26 protein-coding genes are annotated in these 25,280 nt (G+C 61.5%); 14 read left to right on the forward strand and 12 right to left on the reverse strand.

The genetic code is table 11. The features are described from left to right. Positions 1 to 81: 81 nt before the first annotated feature. Together ACODTY_RS02925 and ald are read right to left on the reverse strand one after the other, a co-directional pair. Positions 82 to 1,422 carry an outer membrane protein gene (locus ACODTY_RS02925; RefSeq protein ID WP_488992788.1) on the reverse strand — a complete coding sequence of 447 codons (1,341 nt, stop codon included), beginning with the start codon at positions 1,420 to 1,422 and terminating at the stop codon, positions 82 to 84. Between the two features lie 201 nt (positions 1,423 to 1,623). Further along, positions 1,624 to 2,739 carry an alanine dehydrogenase gene (gene ald / locus ACODTY_RS02930; protein WP_488992789.1) on the reverse strand — a complete coding sequence of 372 codons (1,116 nt, stop codon included), beginning with the start codon at positions 2,737 to 2,739 and terminating at the stop codon, positions 1,624 to 1,626. Between the two features lie 153 nt (positions 2,740 to 2,892). Between ald and ACODTY_RS02935 the strand changes: the two genes are divergently transcribed. Next, a complete protein-coding gene (locus ACODTY_RS02935; protein ID WP_488992790.1) occupies positions 2,893 to 3,366 on the forward strand; it encodes an Lrp/AsnC family transcriptional regulator in 474 nt (157 codons plus the stop codon). A gap of 9 nt (positions 3,367 to 3,375) precedes the next feature. Here ACODTY_RS02935 and ACODTY_RS02940 read toward each other — a convergent pair whose 3' ends face one another. Continuing rightward, the gene (locus ACODTY_RS02940; protein ID WP_488992791.1) at positions 3,376 to 3,972 is read right to left on the reverse strand and encodes a 5-formyltetrahydrofolate cyclo-ligase; all 597 of its coding nucleotides are present in this window, start codon (positions 3,970 to 3,972) and stop codon (positions 3,376 to 3,378) included. Positions 3,973 to 4,421: 449 nt separating this feature from the next. On the opposite strand from ACODTY_RS02940, the gene ACODTY_RS02945 reads away from it, so the two are divergent. Next, complete coding sequence (locus tag ACODTY_RS02945) at positions 4,422 to 4,730, forward strand: Dabb family protein (RefSeq protein WP_488992925.1); 309 nt, start codon at positions 4,422 to 4,424, stop codon at positions 4,728 to 4,730. Here the strand turns inward: ACODTY_RS02945 and ACODTY_RS02950 are convergent. Both ACODTY_RS02950 and ACODTY_RS02955 read right to left on the reverse strand, forming a co-directional pair. Beyond that, entirely contained in the window at positions 4,727 to 5,962 is a 1,236-nt protein-coding gene (locus tag ACODTY_RS02950; RefSeq protein WP_488992792.1) for a GNAT family N-acetyltransferase, read from the reverse strand. The two genes, ACODTY_RS02945 and ACODTY_RS02950, sit on opposite strands and share 4 nt — an antisense overlap. 127 nt (positions 5,963 to 6,089) lie before the next feature. Next, a complete protein-coding gene (locus ACODTY_RS02955) occupies positions 6,090 to 6,305 on the reverse strand; it encodes a DUF2842 domain-containing protein (protein WP_488992793.1) in 216 nt (71 codons plus the stop codon). A 150-nt stretch (positions 6,306 to 6,455) separates the two neighbouring features. Between ACODTY_RS02955 and ACODTY_RS02960 the strand changes: the two genes are divergently transcribed. Continuing rightward, the gene (locus ACODTY_RS02960) at positions 6,456 to 7,544 is read left to right on the forward strand and encodes a COX15/CtaA family protein (RefSeq protein ID WP_488992794.1); all 1,089 of its coding nucleotides are present in this window, start codon (positions 6,456 to 6,458) and stop codon (positions 7,542 to 7,544) included. On the opposite strand, the gene ACODTY_RS02965 is transcribed toward ACODTY_RS02960, so the two are convergent. The 3 genes from ACODTY_RS02965 to speB are packed head-to-tail and all read right to left on the reverse strand — an operon-like array spanning position 7,541 to position 10,335. Further along, positions 7,541 to 8,383 carry an aminoglycoside phosphotransferase family protein gene (locus ACODTY_RS02965; protein ID WP_488992795.1) on the reverse strand — a complete coding sequence of 281 codons (843 nt, stop codon included), beginning with the start codon at positions 8,381 to 8,383 and terminating at the stop codon, positions 7,541 to 7,543. The genes ACODTY_RS02960 and ACODTY_RS02965 overlap by 4 nt on opposite strands. Beyond that, positions 8,380 to 9,312, reverse strand: coding sequence for an N-acetyl-gamma-glutamyl-phosphate reductase (gene argC / locus ACODTY_RS02970; protein ID WP_488992796.1), 933 nt, complete (start codon positions 9,310 to 9,312; stop codon positions 8,380 to 8,382). Before argC ends, ACODTY_RS02965 begins: the two co-directional genes overlap by 4 nt. Positions 9,313 to 9,345: 33 nt before the next feature. Further along, the gene (speB, locus tag ACODTY_RS02975) at positions 9,346 to 10,335 is read right to left on the reverse strand and encodes an agmatinase (protein ID WP_488992797.1); all 990 of its coding nucleotides are present in this window, start codon (positions 10,333 to 10,335) and stop codon (positions 9,346 to 9,348) included. Between the two features lie 138 nt (positions 10,336 to 10,473). Here speB and ACODTY_RS02980 point away from each other — a divergent pair, with 138 nt between their 5' ends. From ACODTY_RS02980 to ACODTY_RS02990, 3 genes are all read left to right on the forward strand, one after another. After that, a complete protein-coding gene (locus ACODTY_RS02980) occupies positions 10,474 to 11,772 on the forward strand; it encodes a DUF445 domain-containing protein (protein WP_488992798.1) in 1,299 nt (432 codons plus the stop codon). Positions 11,773 to 11,840: 68 nt separating this feature from the next. Next, entirely contained in the window at positions 11,841 to 12,272 is a 432-nt protein-coding gene (locus tag ACODTY_RS02985; protein ID WP_488992799.1) for a phasin family protein, read from the forward strand. A 90-nt stretch (positions 12,273 to 12,362) separates the two neighbouring features. After that, the gene (locus ACODTY_RS02990; RefSeq protein ID WP_488992800.1) at positions 12,363 to 12,848 is read left to right on the forward strand and encodes a MaoC family dehydratase; all 486 of its coding nucleotides are present in this window, start codon (positions 12,363 to 12,365) and stop codon (positions 12,846 to 12,848) included. A gap of 7 nt (positions 12,849 to 12,855) precedes the next feature. Here ACODTY_RS02990 and maiA read toward each other — a convergent pair whose 3' ends face one another. Continuing rightward, positions 12,856 to 13,506, reverse strand: a complete 651-nt coding sequence (gene maiA, locus ACODTY_RS02995; protein ID WP_488992801.1) for a maleylacetoacetate isomerase — start codon at positions 13,504 to 13,506, stop codon at positions 12,856 to 12,858. A gap of 192 nt (positions 13,507 to 13,698) precedes the next feature. On the opposite strand from maiA, the gene serS reads away from it, so the two are divergent. The 4 genes from serS (at position 13,699) to ACODTY_RS03015 (ending at position 17,834) form a co-directional block, all read left to right on the forward strand. Then, positions 13,699 to 15,003: a serine--tRNA ligase gene (gene serS / locus ACODTY_RS03000; RefSeq protein ID WP_488992802.1), complete on the forward strand. Its 1,305-nt coding sequence runs from the start codon at positions 13,699 to 13,701 to the stop codon at positions 15,001 to 15,003. An 11-nt stretch (positions 15,004 to 15,014) separates the two neighbouring features. Beyond that, on the forward strand, positions 15,015 to 15,773 hold the full coding sequence (gene surE, locus ACODTY_RS03005) for a 5'/3'-nucleotidase SurE (RefSeq protein WP_488992803.1): 759 nt from the start codon (positions 15,015 to 15,017) through the stop codon (positions 15,771 to 15,773). After that, positions 15,770 to 16,417, forward strand: a complete 648-nt coding sequence (locus tag ACODTY_RS03010) for a protein-L-isoaspartate(D-aspartate) O-methyltransferase (RefSeq protein ID WP_488992804.1) — start codon at positions 15,770 to 15,772, stop codon at positions 16,415 to 16,417. Before surE ends, ACODTY_RS03010 begins: the two co-directional genes overlap by 4 nt. 109 nt (positions 16,418 to 16,526) lie before the next feature. Continuing rightward, complete coding sequence (locus ACODTY_RS03015) at positions 16,527 to 17,834, forward strand: peptidoglycan DD-metalloendopeptidase family protein (RefSeq protein ID WP_488992805.1); 1,308 nt, start codon at positions 16,527 to 16,529, stop codon at positions 17,832 to 17,834. A gap of 205 nt (positions 17,835 to 18,039) precedes the next feature. On the opposite strand, the gene ACODTY_RS03020 is transcribed toward ACODTY_RS03015, so the two are convergent. Beyond that, entirely contained in the window at positions 18,040 to 18,912 is an 873-nt protein-coding gene (locus tag ACODTY_RS03020; protein WP_488992806.1) for an ATP-binding protein, read from the reverse strand. A gap of 333 nt (positions 18,913 to 19,245) precedes the next feature. Here ACODTY_RS03020 and yajC point away from each other — a divergent pair, with 333 nt between their 5' ends. From yajC to ACODTY_RS03040, 4 genes are read left to right on the forward strand one after another with little or no spacing between them, the layout of a single operon-like run. After that, complete coding sequence (yajC, locus tag ACODTY_RS03025) at positions 19,246 to 19,581, forward strand: preprotein translocase subunit YajC (RefSeq protein ID WP_488992807.1); 336 nt, start codon at positions 19,246 to 19,248, stop codon at positions 19,579 to 19,581. Between the two features lie 48 nt (positions 19,582 to 19,629). Continuing rightward, positions 19,630 to 22,194 (forward strand): protein translocase subunit SecDF, encoded by a 2,565-nt coding sequence (gene secDF / locus ACODTY_RS03030; protein WP_488992808.1) that lies wholly within the window; start codon positions 19,630 to 19,632, stop codon positions 22,192 to 22,194. A 42-nt stretch (positions 22,195 to 22,236) separates the two neighbouring features. After that, positions 22,237 to 22,626: an Mth938-like domain-containing protein gene (locus ACODTY_RS03035; protein ID WP_488992809.1), complete on the forward strand. Its 390-nt coding sequence runs from the start codon at positions 22,237 to 22,239 to the stop codon at positions 22,624 to 22,626. Between the two features lie 6 nt (positions 22,627 to 22,632). Beyond that, positions 22,633 to 23,475, forward strand: coding sequence for a phytoene/squalene synthase family protein (locus ACODTY_RS03040; protein ID WP_488992810.1), 843 nt, complete (start codon positions 22,633 to 22,635; stop codon positions 23,473 to 23,475). Between the two features lie 12 nt (positions 23,476 to 23,487). On the opposite strand, the gene trmFO is transcribed toward ACODTY_RS03040, so the two are convergent. Together trmFO and ACODTY_RS03050 are read right to left on the reverse strand one after the other, a co-directional pair. Continuing rightward, positions 23,488 to 24,897 (reverse strand): methylenetetrahydrofolate--tRNA-(uracil(54)-C(5))-methyltransferase (FADH(2)-oxidizing) TrmFO, encoded by a 1,410-nt coding sequence (gene trmFO, locus ACODTY_RS03045; RefSeq protein ID WP_488992811.1) that lies wholly within the window; start codon positions 24,895 to 24,897, stop codon positions 23,488 to 23,490. Positions 24,898 to 25,097: 200 nt separating this feature from the next. Next, a complete protein-coding gene (locus tag ACODTY_RS03050; RefSeq protein ID WP_082549667.1) occupies positions 25,098 to 25,238 on the reverse strand; it encodes a DUF1127 domain-containing protein in 141 nt (46 codons plus the stop codon). Between the last annotated feature and the right edge of the window lie 42 nt (positions 25,239 to 25,280).

Genomic DNA, 25,280 nt, shown 5'->3' on the forward strand with positions numbered 1-25,280 from the left:
TCACGCCCGTGCTTTTGATCTTCTCTGAGCGCAAAAAAAGGGCTCGCGAAAGCGAGCCCTTAAATGCTTGTCCGCCGGGTCTTAGTTGAACTTGTACTTCAGGCCGAGGCGGGCGGTGTGGAACGACGGCTCAACTCCCACCGTGCCGGCAGGTGCGCCGAGCAGATCCGAGAAGTCCTCGTTGGAGAATTGCGAGTAGCGATATTCAAGACCGACGGTCACATTGTCGGTCACCGCCGTTTCGAGACCGCCACCCAGCGAGAAGCCGCTTGAGTCCCAATCGAACAGCGAAGTCGACGGCGCACCGCCGATTGCCGCGTTGACGTCGAAATGCTGCCAGCTATAGCCGCCGAGAACATAGGCCAAGGTCGATTCATTGACCTTCATGCCGGCACGGGCAAGGACGTCGAAGCCGTAGTCTGCCTCGATCTTCCCGTCGATCCCGAGAGCCGCGCCATCGATGTCGGTCGAAATGCCGGAGTAGCGCGCGTCGAGCATGACGCCTGCGACCCAGGTGCCGAAATCATGGTCGTAGCCGACGCTGGCTTCGCCGAATACGCCTTCACCGCCAATGCCGTTCGCATCGATGATGCCGCCGCCGGGATTGATGGACAGGTCATGCACAACCGACCCGGCACCCAGCGCTCCGCCTGCATAGAAGCCCGTCCAGTCGTAGGAAGGTGCTGCAAAGGAGGCGCCCCCGCCATTTTGCGCGCCGAAGCGGTAATTCGCACCGACGTGGAATGTGTGCGTCGAAGGTTGAATCTTGAGGACCGTACCGCCGCCGAGGTCGGCAATCACGTCGTTGCCGTAGTCGGAATAGCGGTACTCCGTCTTCAAAGTCCAGTTGCCGGAAACGGCCGTTTCCATGCCGACGCCCAGGATGTAGCCGCTGCGGTCCTCGCTGAACGATATCGCCGGACCGCCGGGAATGCTGCCATCGAGCTTGAAGTGCTGCCAGCCATAGCCGCCAAGCACGTAGGCGAGGGTGGAGGGAGCGACCACGTAGCCGAGCCTCGCGCCGGCGTCGAAACCATAGCTGTTGGTCAGTTCAATGTCCGCGACAGAGACGCCACCACTGCTTGCTTCGATCGTCGGGCCGATGTTGCCGAAATGCGCGTCGATGAAACCGCCGAGAAGGACGCGGTCCGACAACATGTGATCGTAGCCGGCAGTCACTTCGCCGAAGACGCCTTCGCCGCCGAGCCCATTGATGCTTGCCGAGTTGACGCCATCAGTGATCTCGAAGCGATGCACAACCGCACCAACCCCTACGCCTGCGCCGACATATGCACCGCTCCAGTTGAAGCCGGAAGGCGCTTCGGCCGGCAGCTGCGGGTCGGCAGCGTAAGCAGCAGTCCCCAGAGCCAGCAGAGCGGACGTGCACAGTAGAAGCGTTTTCGAGTTAGATACCCGCAGCATTTCAAGTCCCCAAAATAAAACCTATAAGTTGTATGTATCATAAGTCAGACGTTTTGGGTGTAACCCGTATGCAACTATTCTAATCAAATCGATTAGCCGGAATCGGCCAAATGGCGTAGGAAAAGCTAGGAAAACCCGCCTGTCGGCACAAAAATGCCCGCGAGAAGGGCTCGCGGGCATCAAATTTATGTGTAGACGGCTTCAGGCGGCCAAGACGGATTTCGGCTCGGACATCTCGTAGCCGAGCGCTTCGGCCACTGCCCTGTTGGTGATCCTGCCCTTGTGAATGTTCAATCCGTTGCGCAGATGCTGATCGTCAACCAGCGCCTTCAGGCCCTTGTCGGCAAGCTGCAAGCCATAGTGCAGGGTCGCATTGTTGAGCGCATGCGCCGATGTCACCGGCACGGCGCCCGGCATGTTGGCCACGCAATAGTGGATGACGCCGTCGATCTCATAAGTGGGGTCGGCATGCGTGGTTGCATGCGAGGTTTCGAAGCAGCCGCCCTGGTCGATTGCCACGTCCACCAGAACAGCGCCCTTTTTCATGCCGGACAGCATTTCGCGCGTCACAAGCTTGGGAGCCGCCGCACCGGGGATCAACACCGCACCGACAATGATATCGGCGGAAAAGCATTCCTCCTCCAGCGCCTCGACCGTCGAATAGCGTGTGTGGACGCGTCCACCGAACAGGTCGTCGAGCTGGCGCAGGCGCGGGATCGATCGGTCGATGATGGTGACGTCAGCCCCGAGGCCAGCCGCCATCCTGGCCGCGTGCAGACCGACGACGCCGCCGCCCAAGACCGTGACCTTGCCGGGCGGAACGCCGGGCACGCCGCCCAAAAGCACGCCGCGTCCGCCATTGGCCTTCTGCAAGGCGGTTGCGCCGGCCTGTATCGACAGGCGGCCCGCAACCTCCGACATCGGCGCCAGCAAAGGCAAGCCGCCACGGTCGTCGGTGACAGTCTCATAGGCGACTGCGGTCACGCCGGAGCCGATGAGCCCCTTGGTCTGTTCGGGATCGGGAGCGAGATGGAGATAGGTGTAGAGGATCTGGCCTTCGCGCAACTGCGCCCACTCATTGGGCTGCGGTTCCTTTACCTTGACGATCATGTCGGACTTGGCGAACACGTCGGCGGCCGTGGCCGCGATCGCCGCGCCGGCGGCGCGGTAGGCGTTGTCATCGGCACCGATGCCGCCGCCCGCACCGGTCTCAACCAGCACTTCGTGGCCATGTGCGACGTATTCACGAACCGATCCGGGCGTCAGTCCGACGCGATACTCATGATTCTTGATTTCCTTGGGGCATCCAACGCGCATTTCTTGTCTCCTCCAGGCCATCCCATAACGACCTGCAATATCAGCAGTCTTTCATGAATCGCCTCGCATGTGTTTGCGAAGGAGCTTGCCGGGATGAGGCATCTTCGCTATTGCTTGCGCCAAATTGCTCACTTGTCGCAGGATTCACGAAAAATGGCGCTGGATAGGATCGATATCGCTATTCTTGACACGCTTCAGAAGGATGGACGCATGCCCAATGCGGCGCTGGCTGAGAAAGTCGGCCTGTCCCAATCCGCCTGTTCGAGGCGGCTGGACAACCTCGAGCGGTCCGGCACGATCAGGGGCTATCATGCCCAGCTTTCCAATGCCGCGCTTGGCCACCAGACCACGGTGATCGTCCACATATCGCTTTCGGGCCAGTTCGAGAAGACCCTGTCCGACTTCGAGGCCGCCATCAAACGCTGCCCCAACGTGCTTTCCTGTCACCTGATGTCGGGTGAGTACGACTATGTCCTGCGTATCGCCGCCAAGGACCTCGCAGACTACGAGCGCATCCACAAGGAGTGGCTGTCGGCTATGCCGCATGTGACGAAGATCAATTCGTCCTTCGCCCTTCGCGAGATCATCGACCGCACGACCCTTGGCCTGAAGCCGGAACTTATCTGAGGCGAAGGCTCAGCCGGCGGATGCCTCGGTCACGATCTTGTCCATCGGAATGTCGTGCTTCTGCGGGTAGATGGTCGCAATGCGCTGCAGTTCGTAACCTATGCCGATGACGAGTGGCTTGAACGGCATCGCTGCGAGTGTGCGGTCAAAGAAGCCGCCGCCGTAGCCCAGTCGATAATTGCCGGGGTCAACGCCCACGATCGGCGAGATAACGACATCGGGATAAACCGGATCGCCCTCGGCAGGGATCGGGATGTTCCAGACGCCCTTTTCAAGGCGGTCACCGGATTTGTAGGCCTTGAAAACGAGCGGCTGGCCCTTGTCTATCACCAGCGGCAACGCCGTTTTCCCGCCGCGCGCGTTGATGCTCTCCATCCAGGGGCGTAGGTCCGGCTCGCCTCGAAACGGCCAATAGAGACTCACCATGCGCCCCGAAGGATCGCCGATCACGCGATCGAGGCCTTCGGCAATGCGCGCCGACATCGCAGCGCGTATATCGGCGGAAACGGCAAGTCGTGCGGCGATCAGGCGTTCCCGTTCCGCCTTGCGCCATTGGCGGATGTCTGCCCAATCCGTCATGGGTGTCGGATTGTCGCCGTCAGCCATAGTCTTCCTCCGCCCGATCATTTGTCTTCTTTGAAAAGTATAGTGACGCAATGTGTGTCGCTTGACGATATTTTATCGGCCGCTGGCGCTGAGCTTTTTGCCGCAGGCAAGGCGTGGCGCGGGATTTGTCGACCGTTGCACAGCCGCTATAGCTGTTGGCGTTGATATGCGCTAACCAAGGCCATGCGCTACGTCATCATCATCGTTAGTGTGGCTCTTCTGGTCATTTGGGACGGCCTTTATAACGATGGCCAATACTTGGATTTTTCAGTCCGAAGCGTGAAGAATGTCGTGCGGATGGTCACTGGCTGACCTGTTTTTCGCCTCGCGGCCAAGGTGGCGCGACATCGTGCCGATTGACGCGGCGACGTGTCTGAACCAAAACGCCGCTCAATAATACTGCCTGTGATGGCATGTCCGGCAGGTCAGATTTCCATCAGGAGGCCGAGTTGATCCGGCACATCGTGTTCTTCACCGTCAAAGCCGCCGTCGATGTCGAGACGGTGCGATCCGGCTTGATGGCGCTCGGGCACATCCCGCACTCCCGCCATTTCGAAGTGACCGTCAATCGCAAGGTCGATCTCTACGCCAACGACATCGACATCGTCGTCTACGCCGAGTTCGATGACGATGCAGCATTGGACGCCTTCAAGGCGCATCCTCTTTACGAGGCAACGACGCGAGCGGTTCGCCCGTTGCGCGAACTGCGCTTCTCAGCCGATGTGCTGGCGACGGTCCCGGAGACGGTCAGCGCCTAACCTTCTTCTCGGCTTTCCTGCTGGTTCGCGCTTTGACCGATTGCCTTGCGCCGCACGCTTTTCATCAAGCGCCAGATCGCCGGGTTGCTCTTGATATAGGCGGTCAGCCTGGCGTTCTGGTGCAGGCCGAAGGCGAAGGCGCGGCCCTTCATCGTCAGGGGCAGCAGAACGTCCCTGTGCTGGATTTCCAGATCGCACCAGTTGCGCTTGTACGGCTCGTCTCCGACGGAAAAGTCATAGACTGCAAAGCCTTGCTCGCAGGCTTCGCGGATATTGTCGAAGAACAGGAAGCCGCCCGGGCTGGCATGGGCGAGCTCGTCGTCGGTTATCGAACCGAATTCGCAGATGAGGCGCGATCCGCAACGGCTTGATCCGGTGACCGCCCGCAGGATTCCACCGACTTCGAGGCCATGAAGCACGAAGGGCGGGCGGGTTTCGCTCAAGGCATCGACAAACAGCTTCACGAAAAAGCTGCGCACCTCGGGAGCGGCGAAAACGTTGGCAATGCCCATTTTCCTGAAGCGCGCGTCCTTCATGGCGAAGAATGCGTCGAGCAGCACGCCGACTTCTTGCGACGTCTTCGCTTCGATCCGCCTGCACGGTCCGAAGCTTTCGAGCTTGCGCCCCTGCGAGCGATGCTTCTTTTGCTTGCGGACTCCATTCGGACGCTGAAGCAGGGCCTCGAACCCTCCTGCCAGATCGACCGCGAGAGAAACGTTTGGACTGATCGAACTTGGGAAAGCCAGGAACGGGTTGGGCCTGCCATCCAGTTCAGGCAACAGGCGGTTGAGCGAGATCACGTCGATGTCGGGGCGTTGTCTCGAAATCGCTTCCAAAAGCAGCGCCAGGGGCCGCTCCGTTTCCCTGGGCAGCCGCTCGATGTCAGTGGCCGGGAAATTTCCGTTGGCGTGCCGTCCGCCCATGAACTGGGCAATGCGGAAAGGACCCGCTGACACCACTTCCAAGGACAGCGCCAGGATCGGCTGCTCGTCCGAATACAAAGTGGCAATCAGGAAATCCGGCCGGCACTCGGCAATCCAGTTGGACACCCATGAAGCGCTTTGCGACGGGGCGAACACCGCTCGCCGGCATAAATCGTCATATCCGGTTGTGGCGTTGTCCGCGCCGCCGACTACGGACGCAGTAATGCGCGCCTCAAACGATGCGGCGTTCATGGCGTCGGTCTTCGATTGGTCGAGCCTCGCAACTGACGGGGCAGCATCAATCATCATGGAGCCACTGGCCATCGCACCAGCGCTTCTTTTGGACATTGGCATTGGGCGGAAGCCTAGGGCCAAAAGATAAATGAAAGGATGACGGGCCTTTGCAACTTATAGGCAACCCGCCGGCAGGAAGCGATCAGCTCTTCTGCTTCGGCTCCACGATCATCCATTTGATGATCGCCATCGCCGGCAAAATCCACAGCAGGCCGCTGAATAGGAAAAACAGGAGATGTACGACCGGACCCGACTCGGACAGTTGCGCCACGGCGACGATCGTGGCCACCAGCGCATAAATGACGACCAGCGCGACGAGCAGGATCGTACCGATGAGTTTCTTCAGCCGAACGGGCATATGAATATCTCTGTTGCCGGTTTCGATTAGAATTTGTCGGAGCAATACGCAACCTGTCGTGATCGGCGCGACTGCGTGCCGCGCCGTCCGGCCTTGCCACGGGGGAGGCCTTGGTCCACCAATCCGCGACTTCAGTCGTTGGAGATCGGCATGGTTGTTGACGCTGGCCACCCCATAATGTCTGCCGAGGGCAGGGATCGCGCGCTGCGCAACCGCACGCTGGTGCGCTTTTGGCTCTATGCAATCTTGCTGGTGCTGTTTGCGCTCGTGCTCGTCGGTGGCGCGACCCGCATGACGGGTTCCGGCCTGTCGATCACCGAGTGGAAGCCGATCCATGGTGTCATTCCGCCGCTCAACGATGTCGAGTGGCAGGAGGAATTCCTCAAATACCAGCAGATTCCGCAGTTCAGCCAGCTCAACTCGGACATGACGGTCCATGAGTTCAAGTCGATTTTCTGGTGGGAGTGGGCGCACCGTCTCCTGGCGCGCGGGGTTGGCTTCGTGTTCGCGATCCCGCTGGTTTTCTTCTGGCTGACCCGCCGCATCGAGCGCGGCACGGTGCCGAAGCTTGCCGGCATACTGGCGCTTGGCGGGCTGCAAGGCGCCATCGGCTGGTGGATGGTGGCGTCAGGCCTCGTCGAGCGGGTTTCCGTCAGCCAGTACAGGCTTGCGATCCACCTGACGCTCGCTTCCCTGATTTTCACCGCCACCATGGTTGTTGCGCGTGGCCTTGCGCCACATTCGGAACCTGCCGCCGACCGATCCACCCAACGCCTTGCCGGCATTCTCGTATTCCTGGCGCTGGTCCAGATCTATCTTGGCGGGCTGGTCGCCGGCCTCCATGCGGGTTTGAGCTACACGACATGGCCCTTGATGGATGGCAAGGTCATCCCCGGCGATCTCTTCGTTATTGAGCCGTTGTGGCGCAATTTCTTCGAAAGCCCGAAAACCGTGCAGTTCATCCATCGGCTCGGCGCCTACACCTTGTTCATCGTGGCCTTGTGGCACGCAATTGCCACCTATCGGCGTTTGCCGGGAACGACCCATGCACGTCGCTCAGCCGTATTGTTCGTGCTGATCACGCTGCAGGCTGTCATCGGCATTTCGACGCTGGTGATGCAGGTGCCGTTGCATCTGGCGCTGACGCATCAGGGTTTTGCCTTGGTCGTGCTCGGCTTCGCCGCCGCCCACTGGCGCGGCACCAAGGGCGCGTATCCGTTGCCTGGGCAACGCGCCTAGAAGCTTGCCCTGACCGCGCACAAGGCCGAGGCCACGGCCAGTTCGCGATTTTCGTCGCGGCTGTTTCCGTCGTCGTGGTGCCAGGCTGCAGAGAGACAGCCATAGGCGAAAGCATGGTCGAGCAGGCGGCGCGGGTCCTGCCTCATCGAATGTGAAAACACATCCGCCATCCGGGCGATGCGCTCCGGCGCAAGGCAGAGCTCGTCGCGGTCCAGCGGATTGTAGAACAGGTTCGCCGCATCGAAGCCGGGGTCGCCCAGCACGCCCTTTGGATCGATGGCCAGCCAGCCGCGCGCGCCGAACAGGATGTTGTCGTGGTGGAGATCGCCGTGGAGCGGGCGCACGCCCTCGGCATCATCAAGCAGATGCTGCGCCACCCGGGCAGCCTCAACGTAGGGTGACGACAAGCCTGCCGCGCGGTCCCGTTCGACCTTTGCAAACAAGGCGGCGAACCGCTCGGACAATGGTTGAAGTTCTGCCGGGGCAGGGTGGTCGCTTGCGCTGTGCAGGCTCTGCATCACCTGCGCCGCAACCTCAGTCGCGGCCATGTCCATCGCTTCGTCCAGACCTTCGGAAAGATGGCGCTCGCCGGCATATTCCAGCAGCATCGAATTGCCGTGTCGGCCAAGCAGGCGGACCAATCCATTTCCACGCCGCCACGCCAGCAGATGCGCGCCGCGCAGCTCGTCCTCCATGTCGTCGAACTGCTTGACGTCTTTGACGACGGCAACCGTCCCGTCAGCTTGCGTGACCTTCCAGATCACGCTGCTGAACGTCTCGTCGATGAACTCGGCGCCGAGGATTTTCCATTCGTCCGGAAAATCCGGCGGCTTGGTCAACGCCCGCCGCCGAGCATCAGGTTGAGATTCTGCACCGCAGCGCCGGAAGCGCCTTTGCCGAGATTGTCGTAGACGGCGATCAGCAACGCCTGTGCGCGGTCATCATTGGCGAAGACGTGCACCTTCATGCGGTTGGTACCGTTATAGTGCTCCGGGTCGATGTCCGGCACGCGCTCGAGCTGCTCGTAGGGTGCCACCTCGACGACGCCCCCTTCGATGGCCGCGAAGTGATCGGCGATCGCCGCGTGCAACTGCGCACCGGTCGGCACGTAGTCGAGCGCACCCAGTTGCAGCGGCACCACGGTCACCATGCCTTGCGCGAAATTGCCGACGGCCGGCTGCATGATCGGATCGCGCGAGAGCCCGGCATAGGCCTTGATCTCGGGCACGTGCTTGTGCTGCAGCGTCAACCCGTAAGGCAGGAACTCCGAAGCGCTCTCGCCCTTCGCTTCGTAATCCTCGATCATGGTCCGCCCGCCACCCGAATAGCCGGTGATGCCGTTCACGGTCACGGGGTAATCCGCCGGCAGAAGGCCGGCGGCAACCAGCGGCCGCAATACCGCGATCGGTCCCTGCGGCCAGCAGCCGGGATTGGCGACGCGCTTCGCAGCCGCGATCTTCGCAGGCTGGCCCTTGTCGATTTCGGCAAAGCCGTAGTCCCAGCCTTCGGCGACGCGGTGCGCGGTCGAGGCATCGATCACGCGCGTCGTGTCGTTTTCGATCAGCGATACGCTCTCGCGCGCCGCATCGTCGGGCAGGCAAAGGATGGCGATGTCGGCGGCGTTCAGATATTCCGCGCGCGCCGCCTTTTCCTTGCGGCGTTCGGTCGGCACCGAAATGATATCGAGATCGCGGCGGTCTGCCAGTAGCGTCCTGATCTGGAGCCCTGTCGTGCCGTGTTCGCCGTCGATGAAGATTTTCGGTTTCATTGTCCGCTATTCCGCTTGAATTGCCGCTTGGGCCTAGATGCCTTGACCATGATTGAGGTTGTTGTGGCCTTCCTGCGCGCGCGCCTTGCGTTCGGCAAGCAGGCCCAGATAGTGCATCGCCACCATGGAACCGGCGATGGCCGTTATATCGGCGTGATCGTAGGCCGGTGCAACCTCCACGACGTCGGCGCCGACGATATCGATCTGGCCGAGTTGACGCAGGGTCGAAAGAATCCGCGCCGACGATGGCCCGCCCGCCACCGGCGTTCCCGTTCCCGGCGCAAAGGCGGGGTCAAGGCAATCGATGTCGAAGGTCAGATATGTCTTTCGCCCGCCGGTGCGCTCGACGATGGCATAGGCGATGTCGGCCGCGCGCATTTCCTCGAGTTCATATCCGTGCAGGATCTTGATGCCGAACGTATCCGGCGCATGCGTCCTGATGCCGATCTGGATCGAGCGGTCGGGATCGATGATGCCTTCCTTCACCGCGCGGCCGACAAACGAGCCGTGGTCGATGCGCTTGCCGTCGTCGGGCCACGTGTCCTGATGCGCGTCGAACTGCACCATCGCCAGCGGTCCGTGGATCGCGGCATGTGCCTTGAGCAGCGGCCAGGTAACGAAATGGTCGCCGCCCAGCGTCAGCAGGAACGCGCCGGATTTCAGGATTTTCGCGGCTTCCCGTTCGATGGTGGCCGGCGTCTTCTGGTGGTTGCCGCTGTCCAGCAGGCAGTCGCCATAGTCCACCACGGCCAGGTTTTCGAACAGGTCGCGCGAAAACGGATATTGCGGATCATTGTCCAAAATGGCCGAAGCGCGGCGGATCGCCTGCGGCCCGAAGCGGGCGCCGGGGCGATTCGTCACGGCGGCGTCGAACGGAATGCCCCACACCACCGCGTCCGCGCCCCTGACGTCCTTGGTGTATCTGCGTCGCATGAAAGACAAAGCGCCGGCATAGGTAGGTTCCGATGCAGCACCAAGTGCGGTGCGGGCGGTGAAGGCGTGGTCGATGTTCTTGTTCGGCATCGTGTGTCCTCAGCTTTTCGGCGGTGCAACAACTATAGAAGCGGCGCGCAACTTGCCAGCCTTGTCGTTTGAGAAGCTCGGTGTTTCGCGCCGAGAGGTGTTAGGTTTGTGCAGCAGAATCGCGAAGGTGGGATGTCAATGTCGGGTTCAGGCAGCGCTGCCATAGCCGGTATCGATGCAACAGCCGATGCCGTGGCCAAGATTGCTGCGCTGCGGCGCACAAAGCTTCTGGCAACCGGTGCGCTGGTGCTTTGCATCGTCGTTTTCATCGCTGCCAAGTCTTTGGAAAATCGCTACCCGGCGATGGCGCTGGTCGCCGCTTTTGCCGAAGCAGCCACCATTGGCGGCCTTGCCGACTGGTATGCAGTCGTTGCGCTGTTCAAGCGGCCGCTTGGCCTGCCCATTCCGCACACCGCGATCATCCCGTCCAACCAGACCCGCATTGCCGACAATCTCGGCCGCTTCATCGAGGCGAATTTCCTCGCTCCCGGTCCGGTCAGGGAAAAGCTGAAGGAAGTGGATTTCGCGGCACTTGTTGCCGATTGGCTGGCCGATGGCCGGCGCGCAGCCGGGCTTTCCCGATTTGTCAGCAAGCTGGTGCCGCAGATGCTTTCGGCCATCGAGCAATCCGGCCTGCGCGAATTTGCCGGCAAGCGCATGCTGGACGAACTGGAAAAGGTGCAGGTCGCGCCGCTTGCGGCAGACCTGCTTTCGGCATTCACCGACGATCGCGGCCACCAGAAGCTGTTCGACGAGTTCATCCGCGCGGTCGCCAAATTCCTCAACGACGAACGGGCGCTTTCAGTCATGCGCCAGAAAATCCACGATGAACTGCCCACCGTCTTCAACCTTTTCCGTGCTGATGCCTATTTGTTGACGAAGATCGTCGCCTCCGCCGGCGCGCTGTTGGACGAGGTCAAGGCCGATCAGGACCACCCCTTGCGCGAGGAATTCGACCAGTTCGCGCGCCGCATGATCGAGCGACTCAAGACCTCGAAGGACTATGCGAAACGCGCGGAAAGGCTGAAGCAGGACCTGCTCGAACGGCCGGAAATGCGCGATCTCGCGGGAACGCTGTGGGGCAGCCTGCGGGCGTTTCTGGAGCAGGATGCAAAGAGCGCCAATGGCGCCGTCCGCTCGCATCTCGCCAACATGTTCGTCGAGATTGGCAGCAATCTGGCCCGCGACCCGCAGATCAGGGCCGACATGAATGCCGGCTTCGTCGTCGCACTCGCATCCTTCATCGAAAACCAGAAGAGCGGCGTTTCAACCTTCATCGCCGATCAGGTCAAGCGTTGGGACCTCGGTCAGCTCACGCGGCTGGTCGAACTCAATATCGGCAGGGACCTGCAATACATCCGCTTCAACGGCATGCTCATCGGCGGCTTGGCCGGGTTGGCGCTGTTCGGCCTCGAACACCTGTTCGCAGCCAATTGACCACGGGGCTATGTGGCCTATGTTCCTTGAAGTGACGCGGCGCTGCGCAATTGGATGGAGATACGCTCATGGCCAAGCAACCGAACGCTGATTCCTTTATCGACATGTTCACGAGGTTTGGCCGCGACTTGAAAATGCCGAACGTCGATGTGGATGCCATTCTCGACCACCATCGCAAGAACCTCGAGGCTCTCGAGAAGTCGGCCAAGGCATCCGCGGCGGGGGCCTCCTCGCTTTTCAAGCGGCAGCGCGAGATGCTGGAGGAATCGCTCCATGAAATCAGCGAGATGGCGCAGAACTACAAAGTGCCCGGAAATGCCCAGGACATGGTCGCGAAGCAAACCGAGTTTGCCCGCAAGTCCTTTGAAACCGCGGTGAAGAATGCCAGCGAGGTCGCCGATCTCGTCAAGAAGTCGGGCTCTGAATCGGTCGATATCTTGCGCAGTCGCATCAAGGACGCGTTGGAGGAAATCCGCGAGGGTTACGAAAAGGGCAAGTAGGACAGCTTAAAGCTTTCATACACTTGTCGGTGTTTTGGTGTCCGGGCTTTTGAAGCCACTGGGCGTGCGTGGAATTTGTAGAAAGTCGGCATGACGGAAAAATCTCTCACTTTTGATGAAATGAAGACCATGACCGGCCAGGAACTGGGCGTCTCCGGTTGGACGCTGGTCGATCAGTCCCGCATCGATCAATTCGCCGATTGCACCGGTGACCACCAATGGCTGCATACCGATCCCGAGCGTGCACGGCGCGAAAGCCCTTTCCGTGTGACGATTGCGCATGGCTACCTCACGCTTTCGATCATCGGCGCGCTTTGCCAGGATTTGGGCTTCATGCCCGAAAACATCCGCGCCGCCTTTAACTATGGCCTCGACAAGGTCCGGTTCCTGAACCCGGTCAAGGTTGGATCGCGGGTGCGCATGCGCGCTACATTGGTGTCGGTGCAGGACAAGGCTCCGGGCCAATACCTGATGAAGTTCTCGAATACGGTCGAAATCGAGGGAGAAGAAACGCCGGCGCTCATCGCTGAGACGCTGGTCATGTTTTACGAACGGCGCAAGAAACCCGCAGCCTAGATCTGACTTACTCGGCGTCGATCTGGTTTTGCGGTGCGGCCCGCACGAAGGCGGGCAATTCCATGCACGCGGCGTGGATGCGGCCGATGGTCGGGTAGGGGCTCATGTCCACCTTGAAGCGGGCATTGTTCACCACCTGCGCAACCAGGCAGATGTCGGCAAGGCCCGGCGTGTCTCCGTGACAGAACTTGCCGGTTTCCGGCGATGAATAGAGAATCTTTTCAAGCGGCTGGAAACCCTCGTTCACCCAATGGCGGAACCAGTTGATGACGTCCTGGTCGCCGGCGTTGAACACCGTGCGCAGGCTGGTCAGCACACGCAGGTTGTTCACCGGATGGATATCGCAGGCAATCATCTGCGCCAGCATGCGCACGCGCGCACGCCCCGCCGCGTCGGATGGCAAAAGCGGCGGATCGGGTGAAACCTCGTCGAGGAATTCGATGATCGCAAGCGACTGCACCAGCAGCGTTCCGTCGCTCCAGATCAGGGCTGGCACCAGCCCTTGCGGATTGACCGAAAGATAGGACGGTTCAAGATGTTCGCCATGGCGCAGGTGGTGCGGCACGTAGCGGTATTGGATGCCCTTCATTTCAAGCGCGATGCGCACCCGGTACGAGGTCGATGACCGGTAGTAGTTGTGAAGAATGATCTCGCTCATCGCGCTAAACCGACCTCCATTCTCTGTCTTGCCGACAAAGCCACATTTGCCCTATTTCAGCGTCTGGGCAAGAACCGTGCTGATCCGATTCCGTGCATGCGTTGAAAAATGCAACGCACCGCTTTGCCGTGCCTTGCATCGTTTCGGGTTGCGGTTTACCCCCTTGGCGCATCAGTGAGGATTTGCCCGACCATGCTTGACATCAAGTGGATTCGCGAGAACCCCAAGGCCCTTGTCGATGCGCTAAAGCGGCGCTCGTGGTCCGATGCCGATGCGCAATCGACGGCGGACGCGCTTGTTGCCAAGGACGAGGCGCGCCGCGCCCATTTGCTTGAATTGCAGCAGGCGCAGGAGCGCCGCAATGCCGCCTCCAAGGAAATCGGCAAGGCAATGGCCGCGAAAGACGCCGCCCTGGCCGAAAAGCTGAAAGCGGAAGTCGGTGACATCAAGACCTTGATCCAGAACGGCGAAGCCGAAGAGCGTCGCCTCGACAGGGAACTCAACGACGCGCTTGCCGTCATCCCCAACGTGCCGCTTGAAGACGTTCCTCTCGGCAAGGACGAGCATGACAATGTCGAAGTGCACAAAGTCGGCACGATCGGGGCGCGGCCGAACTGGGTGCGCGAGCATTTCGAGATCGGCGAATCCCTCGGCATGATGGATTTCGAACATGCCGCCAGGCTGTCCGGCGCGCGCTTCACGGTGCTCAAGGGGCACTTGGCGCGGCTGGAACGGGCGCTCGGCCAGTTCATGCTCGACCTGCACACGACCGAGCACGGCTATACGGAAGTGCAGCCGCCGCTGATGGTGCGCGACGAGGTGCTGTTCGGCACCAACCAGTTGCCCAAGTTCGAGGAAGACCTGTTCTTCGTCCGTCATGGCGATGGCAGGCTGGGCCTTGTTCCTACCGCCGAGGTGCCGCTCACAAATCTTGTGCGCGAGGAGATCACCGCGCACGACAAGCTGCCGCTTCGGCTCACGGCGCTCACGCCTTGCTTCCGCTCGGAAGCCGGTTCTGCAGGTCGCGATACGCGCGGCATGCTGCGCCAGCACCAGTTCTACAAGGTCGAACTGGTGTCCATTACCGATGCGGAAAGCTCGCTTGCCGAGCATGAGCGCATGACCGGTTGCGCCGAGGAAGTGCTGAAGCGCCTTGGCTTGCCGTTCCGCACGGTCACGCTTTGCACCGGCGACATGGGTTTCGGCGCGCGCAAGACCTATGACATCGAGGTTTGGCTGCCGGGCCAGAACACCTATCGCGAGATCTCGTCCTGCTCCGTCTGCGGCGATTTCCAGGCCCGCCGCATGAACGCCCGCTACAAGGACAAGGACGGCAGGGGCAATTTCTTCGTCCACACGCTGAACGGGTCCGGCGTCGCCGTCGGTCGCGCGCTCATCGCCGTCATGGAGAATTACCAGAACGAGGATGGCAGCATCTCCGTCCCGGATGCGCTGCGGCCTTATATGGGCGGCATCACGAAGATCGAAACGAAATAGGCCGAAGCCTGATGCGCATCCTGCTCACCAACGATGACGGCATCCACGCGGAAGGGCTTGGATCGCTTGAGCGCGTTGCGCGCACGCTGTCCGACGATGTCTGGGTGGTCGCGCCAGAGAACGACCAGTCGGGCTATGCGCATTCGCTGTCGATTTCGGATCCGCTGCGCCTGCGCAAGATCGGCGAGAAGCACTTCGCCGTTCGCGGCACGCCGACCGATTGCGTCATCATGGGTGCCCGCAAGATCCTGCCTGATCTGCCAGACCTCATCCTGTCCGGCATCAATTCCGGCGCCAACATTGCCGATGACGTGACCTATTCAGGCACGGTTGCCGGGGCGATGGAAGGCGCGTTGCTCGGCATCCGCTCCATCGCCATCAGCCAGGCCTACAGCTACGCCGGGGAAGACCGCGTCGTTCCTTACGCAACCGCCGAGGCGCTGGCTCCCGCGCTTTTGAAGAAGCTCGTTTCCGTTCCGCTGTCGAACGGCGTCCTGCTCAACGTCAATTTTCCGAACTGCGCTCCCGATGATGTCGAAGGCACCGTCGTCACCTCGCAAGGCAAGGTGGTGCACAGCCTCTGGGTCGATGAGCGCCGGGACGGGCGAGGGCTGCCCTATTATTGGCTGCGCTTCGGGCGCGAGCCGGCGGAAGGCAAGCTCGGCACCGACATTCACGCCATGCGCAACCGGCTTGTCTCGGTGACGCCTCTACAGCTAGACCTGACGGCATACGAAATTCGGGATCAACTCACCAAGGCGCTTGCATGACCGGGGACGACCGCGAGGGATTTGCCGCATTCCTGTTACGCCTGCGTGGCAAGGGGGCCGTTCCCAAGGCGTTGATCGCAGCCATCGAGGCGACGCCGCGCCGGGGCTTCATGGCCGCGCAGTTCGGCAACATCGCCTGGACCGACCGCATGTTGCCCATCGAATGCGGCGAGGCCATCGAAGGAGCCGACATCCAGGCCGCCGTCATCGCCGCAATGGCAGTGGAGCCCGGCCACCGCGTGCTCGAGATCGGCACCGGCTCAGGCTATACGGCGGCCGTCCTGTCACGTCTTGCGGCGCGCGTGGTCAGCGTCGAGCGCTACAAGACGCTTGCCGAGCAAGCCCGCCAGCGCTTCGAAGCGCTCGGCATCACCAACGTCATCGTCCGCCATGCCGACGGATCGCACGGTCTGCCGAACGAAGGTCCCTTCGACCGCATTGTGGTATGGGCCGCCTTCGAAAGTCTGCCGCGTTTCCTCCTCGACCAGTTGTCGAGCGGCGGCGTTGTCATCGCGCCGATCGGGCCGGAAGAGGGCGAACAGGTAGTGGCGAAACTGACCAAGGTCGGCAGCCGCTTCGAGCGCGAAGACATCGGCATTGTGCGGCTCCAGCCGATACTGCCCGGCGTCGCTGCCGTCATCTGACCGAAATATTTAAGAAAATTTGTGGCTGAATCTAACGGCTTAACTGACCGGTAACATTAACGCGCTTTAATTCTGCGTAGTTTGTTCCGGGTCTGTGCGGGTCAGTAAGATGCAGTTCAGTGTTTTGAAGGCTAATGGACGCAATCTGGCGCGAGGTTGCGCCGTTCTCGTGGTCGCTGCAGCGGCGTCCGGGTGCAGTTCGCAGGTCGCGCGCTTCTCCGATGGTCTGGATGGCATCACCACCGCCTCCACGACCGACCAGCGCCCGGTCTTTAGTGGCCAGAACGATCAGCAATATCCCGGCGACAATGTTGCCCAGCCAGCCCCGATGACCAGCGGCGGCTACAGCTCCGGCTCGGTCGGCCGCACCGCGCTTCAGCCGGTTTCCGCGCAACCGCTTCCGCCGGTGGCCCAGGCTCAGCCTTCCCAACCCGCTCCGGCTCCCATGCAGACGGCGTCAGCTCCGGCGCCGAGGCTCGACCAGACCACGACCGGCACCGTGAAGCCGGTCAAGCAGGTTGCCGAAAAGCCATTCAAGGCGGCGCAGCCCGATGCTCGTCTCGCCGACCAGAAAGCGCCGGCACCTGCCAAGCAGCAAACGCAGACGGTCGCAGTCCTGCCGCAGCAGCCCAAGGTCAAGGACGGCAAGGCGCCCGCATCGGTCGATGCGTCGACCGCCAACGATCCCAACACGAAGAAGGTGGCGGCCGCGTCCGCTTCCGGCACCTACGTCGTGCAGCAGGGCGACACGCTGTCGTCCATCGCCCGCAAGACCGGCGTCAGCGTAACCGCTCTGAAGCAGGCCAACGGCATGCAGGACGGCCTGATCCGCGTCGGCCAGAAGCTTTCGCTTTCCGGTGCAGGCGCTCCCGCCGCAACAACCACTGTCGCCGCGGCAAAGCCGGTTGCGCTCGATCCGGTCAAGACCGCTTCGACCCCGCCTGCAGCGCCGGCAACCCAGACGCTTGCCACCTACACGCCGCCCAAGAAGGCCGACAAGGTCATCCAGCAGGCGCAGGACGACGGCGCCGCAGCGCCTGATTCGACCGGCATCGGCAAGATGCGCTGGCCGGTCCGGGGCAGGGTGATTTCAGGCTTCGGCGGCGGCCAGGGCGGCGACGGCATCGACATCTCCGTGCCGAAGGGCACGCCGATCAAGGCTGCCGAGAACGGCGTCGTCATCTATGCCGGCAACGGCTTGAAGGAATTCGGCAACACAGTGCTGGTGCGCCACGACAACGGGCTCGTCACGGTCTACGGCAACGCCAGCGAGTTGTCGGTCACCCGCGGCCAGAAGGTCAAGCGCGGCGACGACATCGCGCTTTCGGGCATGAGCGGCAACGCGACATCGCCGAAGCTGCACTTCGAGATCCGCAAGAACTCCGCGCCGGTCGATCCCTCGACCTATCTCGAATAAGCCACGACAAACGATTGCGGGCAGCCTGACCTCCAGTCTGCCCCGTCGCTTGCCCGCTCCATCCGGCCATGAATGGCTGTGACGGGGCGGGCATTTCAGCTTCAGCGCATGTCTCCTAAAAGTGGGAACCGGTTTTGGGATAAGGACATGCGTGAAATCCAAGAGCTAAAGCGCGTGAAGCGAATCTGAAAGATCGCGATACGCTTTAGCCGTTGAGCGATTTGCCCAGCCGTCCTGCAAGGTCCTGCGTGAATTGCCACGCCACGCGGCCCGAACGGCTGCCGCGCGTTGTCGCCCATTCGAGCGCCTCGGCGCGCAGCGTTTCCGGCTCGACATCCAGCCCGTAGTGGCAGGCATAGCCATTGACCATGTCGAGATAGTCGTCCTGCGAGCACTTGTGGAAGCCGAGCCACAGGCCGAAACGGTCCGACAGCGAGACCTTTTCCTCCACCGCTTCCGACGGGTTGATGGCGGTGGAGCGCTCGTTGTCGATCATGTCGCGCGGCAGAAGATGCCGGCGGTTCGACGTCGCATAGAAGATGACATTGTGGGGCCGGCCTTCGACGCCGCCTTCAAGCGCTGCCTTCAGCGATTTGTAGGAGGTGTCGTCGTGGTCGAACGACAGGTCGTCGCAAAACAGGATGAAGCGATAGGCCGAAGCCTTGAGGATCGACAGCAGCATCGGCAGCGTGTCGATGTCCTCTCGGTGGATTTCGATCAGCTTCAACGGGCGCTCGAACTTGCCGGATGCGTTGATCGCGGCGTGCGATGCCTTGACCAGCGAGGACTTGCCCATGCCGCGCGCGCCCCACAGCAACACGTTGTTGGCCGGGAAACCGGAGGCGAAGCGTTCGGTGTTCTCCACAAGTATGTCGCGCACCCGGTCAACGCCGCGGATCAGGTCGATCTCCACCCGGTTGACGCTGTGGACGGGCTCGAGGAAGCCGGGATTTGCCTGCCACACGAAACAGTCGGCTGCGGCGAGGTCGGTCTTGGGGGGGCGCACCGGCGCCAGTTGGTTGATCGCTGCGATCAACAGATCGAGTTTGGTGTTCAGGGCGTCGATAGGGTCGGTCATTTCGTTGCTTGATCTTTCGCTTTGCTGGCGCACGAGCGTTTAGAGCGTTTCAGGGCCAGCTGGAAACATTCTGCCGGGCCGGTTTGGGCCAAATCCATCGGCCTTCGTCTCGACCGCACCACCAGTGCGCTCTTCGCCGAAGTCCTCGACCTTGTCCCAAACCCTCACCGGCAGAATGTTTCCAGCTGGCCCTGAAACGCTCTAACATGCGTCAACGGACTGGAAAAGCGCCGGATTCGGCATCGGGTGCGGTTGCAATGGCCGCTTTACCGACTATATTCCGGCCAAATTTCAGGCCGGATAACGGCTTTCCTCGCGGCTCAGGAGCTTTTGATGTTCGTTACCCCGGCATACGCCCAAGGCGTGGGCGCTTCTCCCGACATGTTTATCAGCATACTGCCGTTCGTTCTGATTTTCGTGGTAATGTACTTCCTCATCATCCGCCCGCAGCGCACGCAGATGAAGAAGCGCGCCGAGATGCTGACCGCGATCCGCCGCGGCGATACCGTCGTCACCGGCGGTGGCTTCGTCGGCAAGGTCACCAAGGTCATCGACGACAACGAACTGGAAGTCGATCTCGGTGGAATGAAAGTCACCGCACTGCGCGCGACCATTTCCGAGGTGCGTGTCAAGGGCGAACCGGTGGCGAACCAGAACGCCAAGAAATAACCGTATTGCAGGCGGAATGCCGCCTGCTCGCCAACAGGTTCTCGACATATGCTGTATTTTTCGCGCTGGAAGACGATTTCGATCTGGGCCGTCGTCCTGCTGGGCGTTTTATTCTCTTTGCCCAACATGTATCCGCAGAGCCTGTTGTCAGCCATGCCCAACTGGCTGCCGAAGAAGCAGATGACGCTTGGCCTCGATCTTCAGGGCGGGTCGCACATCCTGCTCAAGATCGACACCAATGATCTTATCAAGGCCCAGCTTGAAAGTGCGCGCGACGAGATCCGGAATCAATTGCGTGACGCAAAGGTCGGCTATACCGGCCTGACCGGCAGCGGCAGGGTGGTTCAGGTCCGCATCCGCGACACAGGCCAGGTCGATGCGGCCAAGGAAGCGCTGAAAACACTGACGCAGCCCGTGTCGTCCAGCATGTTCGGCAGCGGCAGCGTCACCGAAATGGCCATGGACGAGCCGGAACCCGGCCTGCTCCGCTTCACCATCACGGACGAGGGCGTGCGTTACCGTTCGTCAACGGCGCTCAGCCAGTCGATCGAAGTCGTCGGCCGCCGCGTCAACGAGCTCGGCACGACCGAGCCGATCGTCCAGCGCCAGGGCGATGACCGCATTCTGGTCCAGGTGCCGGGCTTGCAGGATCCGCAGCGCCTCAAGGATATTCTCGGCCAGACCGCCAAGCTGACCTTCCAGATGGTCGACCAGTCGGTGCCGGTCCAGGAGGCGATTGAAGGTCGTCCGCCGGCAGGCTCCACGGTGATGTATTCCAAGGATGATCCGCCGGTTCCCTATCTGATCGAAAACCGCGTGATCGTCTCGGGTGAAAACCTCGTCGATGCACAGGCAACCTTCGATTCCCGCACCAACGAGCCTGTCGTTTCGTTCCGCTTCGATTCCAAGGGTGCGGCACGCTTCGGCCAGGCCACCCAGCAGAACACCGGCAAGCTGTTTGCCATCATTCTCGACAACCAGGTCATATCGGCGCCGCGTATCAACGAGCCGATCCTTGGCGGTTCGGGCCAGATTTCCGGCAGCTTCACGCCGCAGAGCGCCAATGACCTTGCCGTCCTGCTGCGCGCAGGTGCATTGCCGGCGAACTTGACCATCGTCGAAGAGCGTACCGTCGGCCCGAGCCTCGGTGCTGACTCCATCAGCGCCGGCAAGTTGGCTTCGGCCATCGGCGCCGTCCTCGTGGTCGGCTGCATGCTGCTCGTCTACGGCAAGCTCGGCTTGATCGCCAATATTGCTCTGGCGGCGAACGTCGGGCTTATCGTGGCTGTTTTGACCATGCTCGGGGCGACGCTGACGCTGCCCGGCATTGCCGGCATCGTGCTGACAATGGGCATGGCGGTCGATTCGAACGTCATCATTTTCGAACGCGTACGTGAGGAGCGAGCGCAAGGGCGCTCGATCGTCCAGTCCTTCGATCAAGGCTTCAAACAGGCCTTGGCGACAGTCGTTGACGCCAACATGACGACCTTCATCGTCGCGGTCATCCTGTTCTATATGGGAACCGGTCCGGTCAAGGGCTTTGCCGTCACGCTCGGCATCGGCATCATCACCACCGTCTTCACGGCCTTTACGTTGACGCGTTGGCTGGTCGCCTTCTGGGTCAGGCGCAACAAGCCAACCGAGTTCCCCAAGGGTCTGGTCCACTATCTGCCGCTGGAACCGTCCTTCCCGTTCATGCGCTACCGCAACATCGGCTTCGCGGTGTCGGGGCTTCTGTCGCTCGCCGTCATCGGCATGATGTTTGTCACCGACTTCAACTATGGCGTCGACTTCCGTGGCGGCTCCATGATCGAAATGCAGGCCAAGTCCCGCGTTGCCGATGCCGCTGACGTGCGCTCCCGATTGGAGGAGCTCAATGTCGGTGACGTTCAGGTCCAGGAATTCGGCAATGAGGGCGACCTCATGGTCCGTGTCGGGGCGCAGGAAGCGGGTGACAACGCCGAGCAATCGACCGTCGACAAGGTCAGGTCGGAGTTTCAAAACGACTACGACTTCCGGCGCGTCGAAATCGTCGGCCCAACTGTATCCAGCGAGCTTGCAACCACGGGGTTGATCGGTGTCGTGTTGTCCATGGTCGCGCTGCTGATCTACGTCTGGTTCCGCTTCGAGTGGCAATTCGGCGTCGGCGCGATTGTTTCCACGGCGCACGACGTCATCATGATCGTCGGCGTCTATGTGGCGCTGGGGCTTGAATTCAATCTGTCCAGCGTTGCCGCGATCCTTACCGTTATCGGTTATTCGATCAACGATACCGTCGTCATCTACGACCGCATCCGAGAAATGCTGCGCAAGTACAAGAAAATGCCGATCGAAGACATCATCAACATCGCGTTGAACCATACGATGTCGCGCACGATCTTGACTGGCTTGACGGTCTTGCTGGCCCTGTTTGCGCTGTATTTCTACGGCGGCGAGGTCATCTCGTCCTTCGTCTTCGCCATCATCATCGGCGTTTTTGTCGGCACTTACTCGTCGGTGTTTATCGCCGGACCGATGCTGATCCTATTCAAGCTTCGGCCTGAGACGTTCGGCGAGGAGACAGGGTCAAAGAAGAACAAGCTCTCTGCTCCTGCTCCGGCGTCGAAGGCCTGACCGGCTTTGTCCGGACCGGGGTCGCATTGAGCGTCGATCGAAATGGCACGGGGCATTGTCATTCGCGAAGCACACTTCCCGGGCCGTGCGCCGATTGAGGCGTACGGCAATGGGGGCTTCCGCTTCGCCGATATGTCCCACCGTGGCTCGATCCTTTGCCTGCCGTCGGGAATCTATGGCTGGGAGCCCGCTGACCGGCAGGCACTGACCAGCGAGGATTTCGGCAAGCTCTTTGCCGAGGCGGGGAATATCGAGATACTGCTCGTCGGCATGGGTGCTGATTTGCGTCCTTTGCCCGCGCAGTTGCGGGCATCGCTGAAGCAGGCGGGCATTTCGTCCGATCCTATGTCCACCGGCGCCGCCGTGCGAACCTATAACGTTCTGCTCGCCGAGGATCGCGCCGTGGCTGCCGCGCTCATTGCGGTAGACTGACCTGTTATGGGCGGGACCTCACAGTTCATCATGGATACGGTGCGCCGCGCCGATCATGACCGTCACCTCTCCGTCCTCTATGCGCCGCAGGATAAGCGGGACGCGCTGTTTGCCCTTTATGCCTTCAATGCCGAAATCGCTACGGTGCGCGACCGCATACGCGAAGCCCTGCCGGGTGAGGTCCGCTTGCAGTGGTGGCGCGACACGCTTGGCGCGCCGGGTGGCGAGACCGAGACGGGCCAGCCGATAGCCGATGCGCTGAAGCCGGCGATCAGCCAATATTCCCTGCCGCTGTCCGCCTTCGACAACTATCTGGAAGCGCGCATCTTCGATCTCTACAACGATCCGATGCCGTCGCGCACGGATCTGGAAGGCTATTGCGGCGAGACCGCCTCGGCTCTGATCCAGCTTGCCGCCATGGTTCTCGATCCGGCGGAAGCGCCGCGCTTTGCGGAGCTGGCGGGCAGGGCAGGCTGCGCACAGGCGATAGTTGGCCTTCTCCTGCTGCTGCCGATCCATCGCGCGCGGGGCCAGTGCTATGTTCCAGCCGAAATCCTGGCTGCGGTTGGTTCCTCGCCGCAGGAGCTTCTTTCCGGCGATGGCGGGCAGGGCGCGCTTCATGCCATCGACGCCATGATCGCGCTGGCGCGCGAGCATCTGGCGGCGTTCGAGAGTGGCGCCGCTAACCTGCCTGCCTCGCTGCGCCCCGCTTTCCTGCCGCTTGCGCTGACGGGAGCGTTTCTTTCAAGGATGTCGGGCAATCAGCGCGCGCTGATGACGGGCGGCATCAAGCTTTCTCTTGCTCGCCGCCATTGGCTGCTTTGGCGTCGGGCGATGCATGGCTGGTAGACGGTAAGAAAGCTACTCTGCCGCTTCGGCAGTTGCCGCAAGGCCGAGCCACTGGCGGCAGTCGGCTAATGCGCGCGCAGTCATGGCGCGCTTCTTGGCAACGGTCTTTTCCTTGCCGCGTAGCCGCTTGCCGTCGACCTTCGGCGCTTCCATCGGTGGAAACAGGCCGAAATTGACGTTCATCGGCTGGAACGAGCGCTTGCCCGGTTCGTCTTCCGAGACGATGTGGCCGCCGGTGATGTGGTTGAGCAGTGCGCCGAACGCGGTCGTTACCGGCGGAACCGAGATCGGCTGTCCCAGCCGCTCCGCTGCCGCGAAGCGCCCTGCCAGCAGGCCGACAGCCGCGCTTTCGACATAGCCCTCGCAGCCGGTGATCTGGCCGGCAAAGCGCAAGCCCTTGCGGCTCTTCAATTGAAGCGAGCCGTCAAGCAGCGTCGGCGAATTGATGTAGGTGTTGCGGTGCAGCCCGCCCAGTCGCGCGAATTCGGCGTTCTCAAGTCCGGGAATGGTGCGGAAGATGCGAACCTGCTCGGCATGCTTCAGCTTGGTCTGGAAACCGACCATGTTGTAGAGCGTGCCCAGCGCATTGTCCTGCCGCAACTGCACGACGGCATAAGCCTTCACCGTCGGGTTGTGGGCGTTGGTCAGGCCCATCGGCTTCATCGGGCCGTGACGCAGCGTTTCCGGGCCGCGTTCCGACATCACCTCGATCGGCAGGCAGCCGTCGAAATAGGGCGTGCCTTCCCACTGCTTGAACTCGGTCTTGCCGCCGTCGAGCAAGGCCTGCACGAAGGCGTCATACTGCGCCTTGTCCATCGGGCAATTGATATAGTCCTTGCCAGTGCCGCCCGGTCCGACCTTGTCGTAGCGGGACTGGAACCATGCCACGTCCATATCAACCGTGTCGAAATGGATGATCGGCGCGATCGCATCGAAAAACGCCAGCGCATCCGCGCCCGTTGCCTCGGCAATGGACTTCGCCAGGTCCGGCGCGGTCAATGGGCCGGTGGCGACAATGGCCTGATCCCATTCTTCAGGTGGCAGGCCAGCGACTTCCTCGCGCACGATCGTCACCAGTGGATGCGCCTCGAGCTTCGCCGTCACGGCTTGCGAGAAGCCATCGCGGTCCACGGCCAGCGCACCGCCTGCCGGCACCTGGTGCGCGTCGCCGGAGGAAATGATCAGCGAGCCCGCCAGCCGCATTTCGGCGTGAAGCAGGCCAACCGCGTTGGTCTCGGCATCGTCGGAGCGGAATGAGTTGGAACAGACAAGCTCCGCAAGGCCCTCGGTCTTGTGGGCGTCGGTGCCGCGAACGGGCCGCATCTCGTGCAGCACCACCGGCACGCCCGCCTGCGCGACCTGCCAGGCTGCTTCCGATCCGGCCAAACCGCCGCCGATGATGTGAACGGGCTTCATGCTCATGCGCGTCGCAATAGTCCTTTGCCTTGCCGAATGCAATCAACACGGCCTGTCCCGCATTTCCGGGAACTGACGCCTGAAACGACAACACCCGCCGGGGGAGGATCCGGCGGGTGTCGTTTTGGGGGTCAGCCTTGGGAGGAGGAGCGGCTGACCTTATTTGCCAGGTCGGGGAGGAGGTCGATCCCGGCAAAATTCCTTGGTTAGAGCGCCTTGCGGGCGATGGTCTTGATCTCGTCACGCACGATGCCGAGATCTGCAAGCTGGCGGTTCGACAAGCGACCCAGTTCATTGACCGTGTCGCGGTAAGCGCGCCAGTTACGGTAGTTGCGGATCAGGTTCATTGTCATACTTCCAGAAATTCGTTCGGGCCGGATGAGGCCCGA

This window comes from Mesorhizobium sp. FG116 (genome assembly GCF_057809835.1).

What these genes read in the sequence shown, in the direction of transcription:
- ACODTY_RS02925 (WP_488992788.1), bottom strand. Translation starts at nt 1,422, where the DNA reads ATGCTGCGGGTATCTAACTCGAAAACGCTTCTACTGTGCACGTCCGCT.
- ald (WP_488992789.1), bottom strand. Translation starts at nt 2,739, where the DNA reads ATGCGCGTTGGATGCCCCAAGGAAATCAAGAATCATGAGTATCGCGTC.
- ACODTY_RS02935 (WP_488992790.1), top strand. Translation starts at nt 2,893, where the DNA reads ATGGCGCTGGATAGGATCGATATCGCTATTCTTGACACGCTTCAGAAG.
- ACODTY_RS02940 (WP_488992791.1), bottom strand. Translation starts at nt 3,972, where the DNA reads ATGGCTGACGGCGACAATCCGACACCCATGACGGATTGGGCAGACATC.
- ACODTY_RS02950 (WP_488992792.1), bottom strand. Translation starts at nt 5,962, where the DNA reads ATGATGATTGATGCTGCCCCGTCAGTTGCGAGGCTCGACCAATCGAAG.
- ACODTY_RS02955 (WP_488992793.1), bottom strand. Translation starts at nt 6,305, where the DNA reads ATGCCCGTTCGGCTGAAGAAACTCATCGGTACGATCCTGCTCGTCGCG.
- ACODTY_RS02960 (WP_488992794.1), top strand. Translation starts at nt 6,456, where the DNA reads ATGGTTGTTGACGCTGGCCACCCCATAATGTCTGCCGAGGGCAGGGAT.
- argC (WP_488992796.1), bottom strand. Translation starts at nt 9,312, where the DNA reads ATGAAACCGAAAATCTTCATCGACGGCGAACACGGCACGACAGGGCTC.
- speB (WP_488992797.1), bottom strand. Translation starts at nt 10,335, where the DNA reads ATGCCGAACAAGAACATCGACCACGCCTTCACCGCCCGCACCGCACTT.
- ACODTY_RS02980 (WP_488992798.1), top strand. Translation starts at nt 10,474, where the DNA reads ATGTCGGGTTCAGGCAGCGCTGCCATAGCCGGTATCGATGCAACAGCC.
- ACODTY_RS02985 (WP_488992799.1), top strand. Translation starts at nt 11,841, where the DNA reads ATGGCCAAGCAACCGAACGCTGATTCCTTTATCGACATGTTCACGAGG.
- ACODTY_RS02990 (WP_488992800.1), top strand. Translation starts at nt 12,363, where the DNA reads ATGACGGAAAAATCTCTCACTTTTGATGAAATGAAGACCATGACCGGC.
- maiA (WP_488992801.1), bottom strand. Translation starts at nt 13,506, where the DNA reads ATGAGCGAGATCATTCTTCACAACTACTACCGGTCATCGACCTCGTAC.
- serS (WP_488992802.1), top strand. Translation starts at nt 13,699, where the DNA reads ATGCTTGACATCAAGTGGATTCGCGAGAACCCCAAGGCCCTTGTCGAT.
- surE (WP_488992803.1), top strand. Translation starts at nt 15,015, where the DNA reads ATGCGCATCCTGCTCACCAACGATGACGGCATCCACGCGGAAGGGCTT.
- ACODTY_RS03010 (WP_488992804.1), top strand. Translation starts at nt 15,770, where the DNA reads ATGACCGGGGACGACCGCGAGGGATTTGCCGCATTCCTGTTACGCCTG.
- ACODTY_RS03015 (WP_488992805.1), top strand. Translation starts at nt 16,527, where the DNA reads ATGCAGTTCAGTGTTTTGAAGGCTAATGGACGCAATCTGGCGCGAGGT.
- ACODTY_RS03020 (WP_488992806.1), bottom strand. Translation starts at nt 18,912, where the DNA reads ATGACCGACCCTATCGACGCCCTGAACACCAAACTCGATCTGTTGATC.
- yajC (WP_488992807.1), top strand. Translation starts at nt 19,246, where the DNA reads ATGTTCGTTACCCCGGCATACGCCCAAGGCGTGGGCGCTTCTCCCGAC.
- secDF (WP_488992808.1), top strand. Translation starts at nt 19,630, where the DNA reads ATGCTGTATTTTTCGCGCTGGAAGACGATTTCGATCTGGGCCGTCGTC.
- ACODTY_RS03035 (WP_488992809.1), top strand. Translation starts at nt 22,237, where the DNA reads ATGGCACGGGGCATTGTCATTCGCGAAGCACACTTCCCGGGCCGTGCG.
- ACODTY_RS03040 (WP_488992810.1), top strand. Translation starts at nt 22,633, where the DNA reads ATGGGCGGGACCTCACAGTTCATCATGGATACGGTGCGCCGCGCCGAT.
- trmFO (WP_488992811.1), bottom strand. Translation starts at nt 24,897, where the DNA reads ATGAGCATGAAGCCCGTTCACATCATCGGCGGCGGTTTGGCCGGATCG.
- ACODTY_RS03050 (WP_082549667.1), bottom strand. Translation starts at nt 25,238, where the DNA reads ATGAACCTGATCCGCAACTACCGTAACTGGCGCGCTTACCGCGACACG.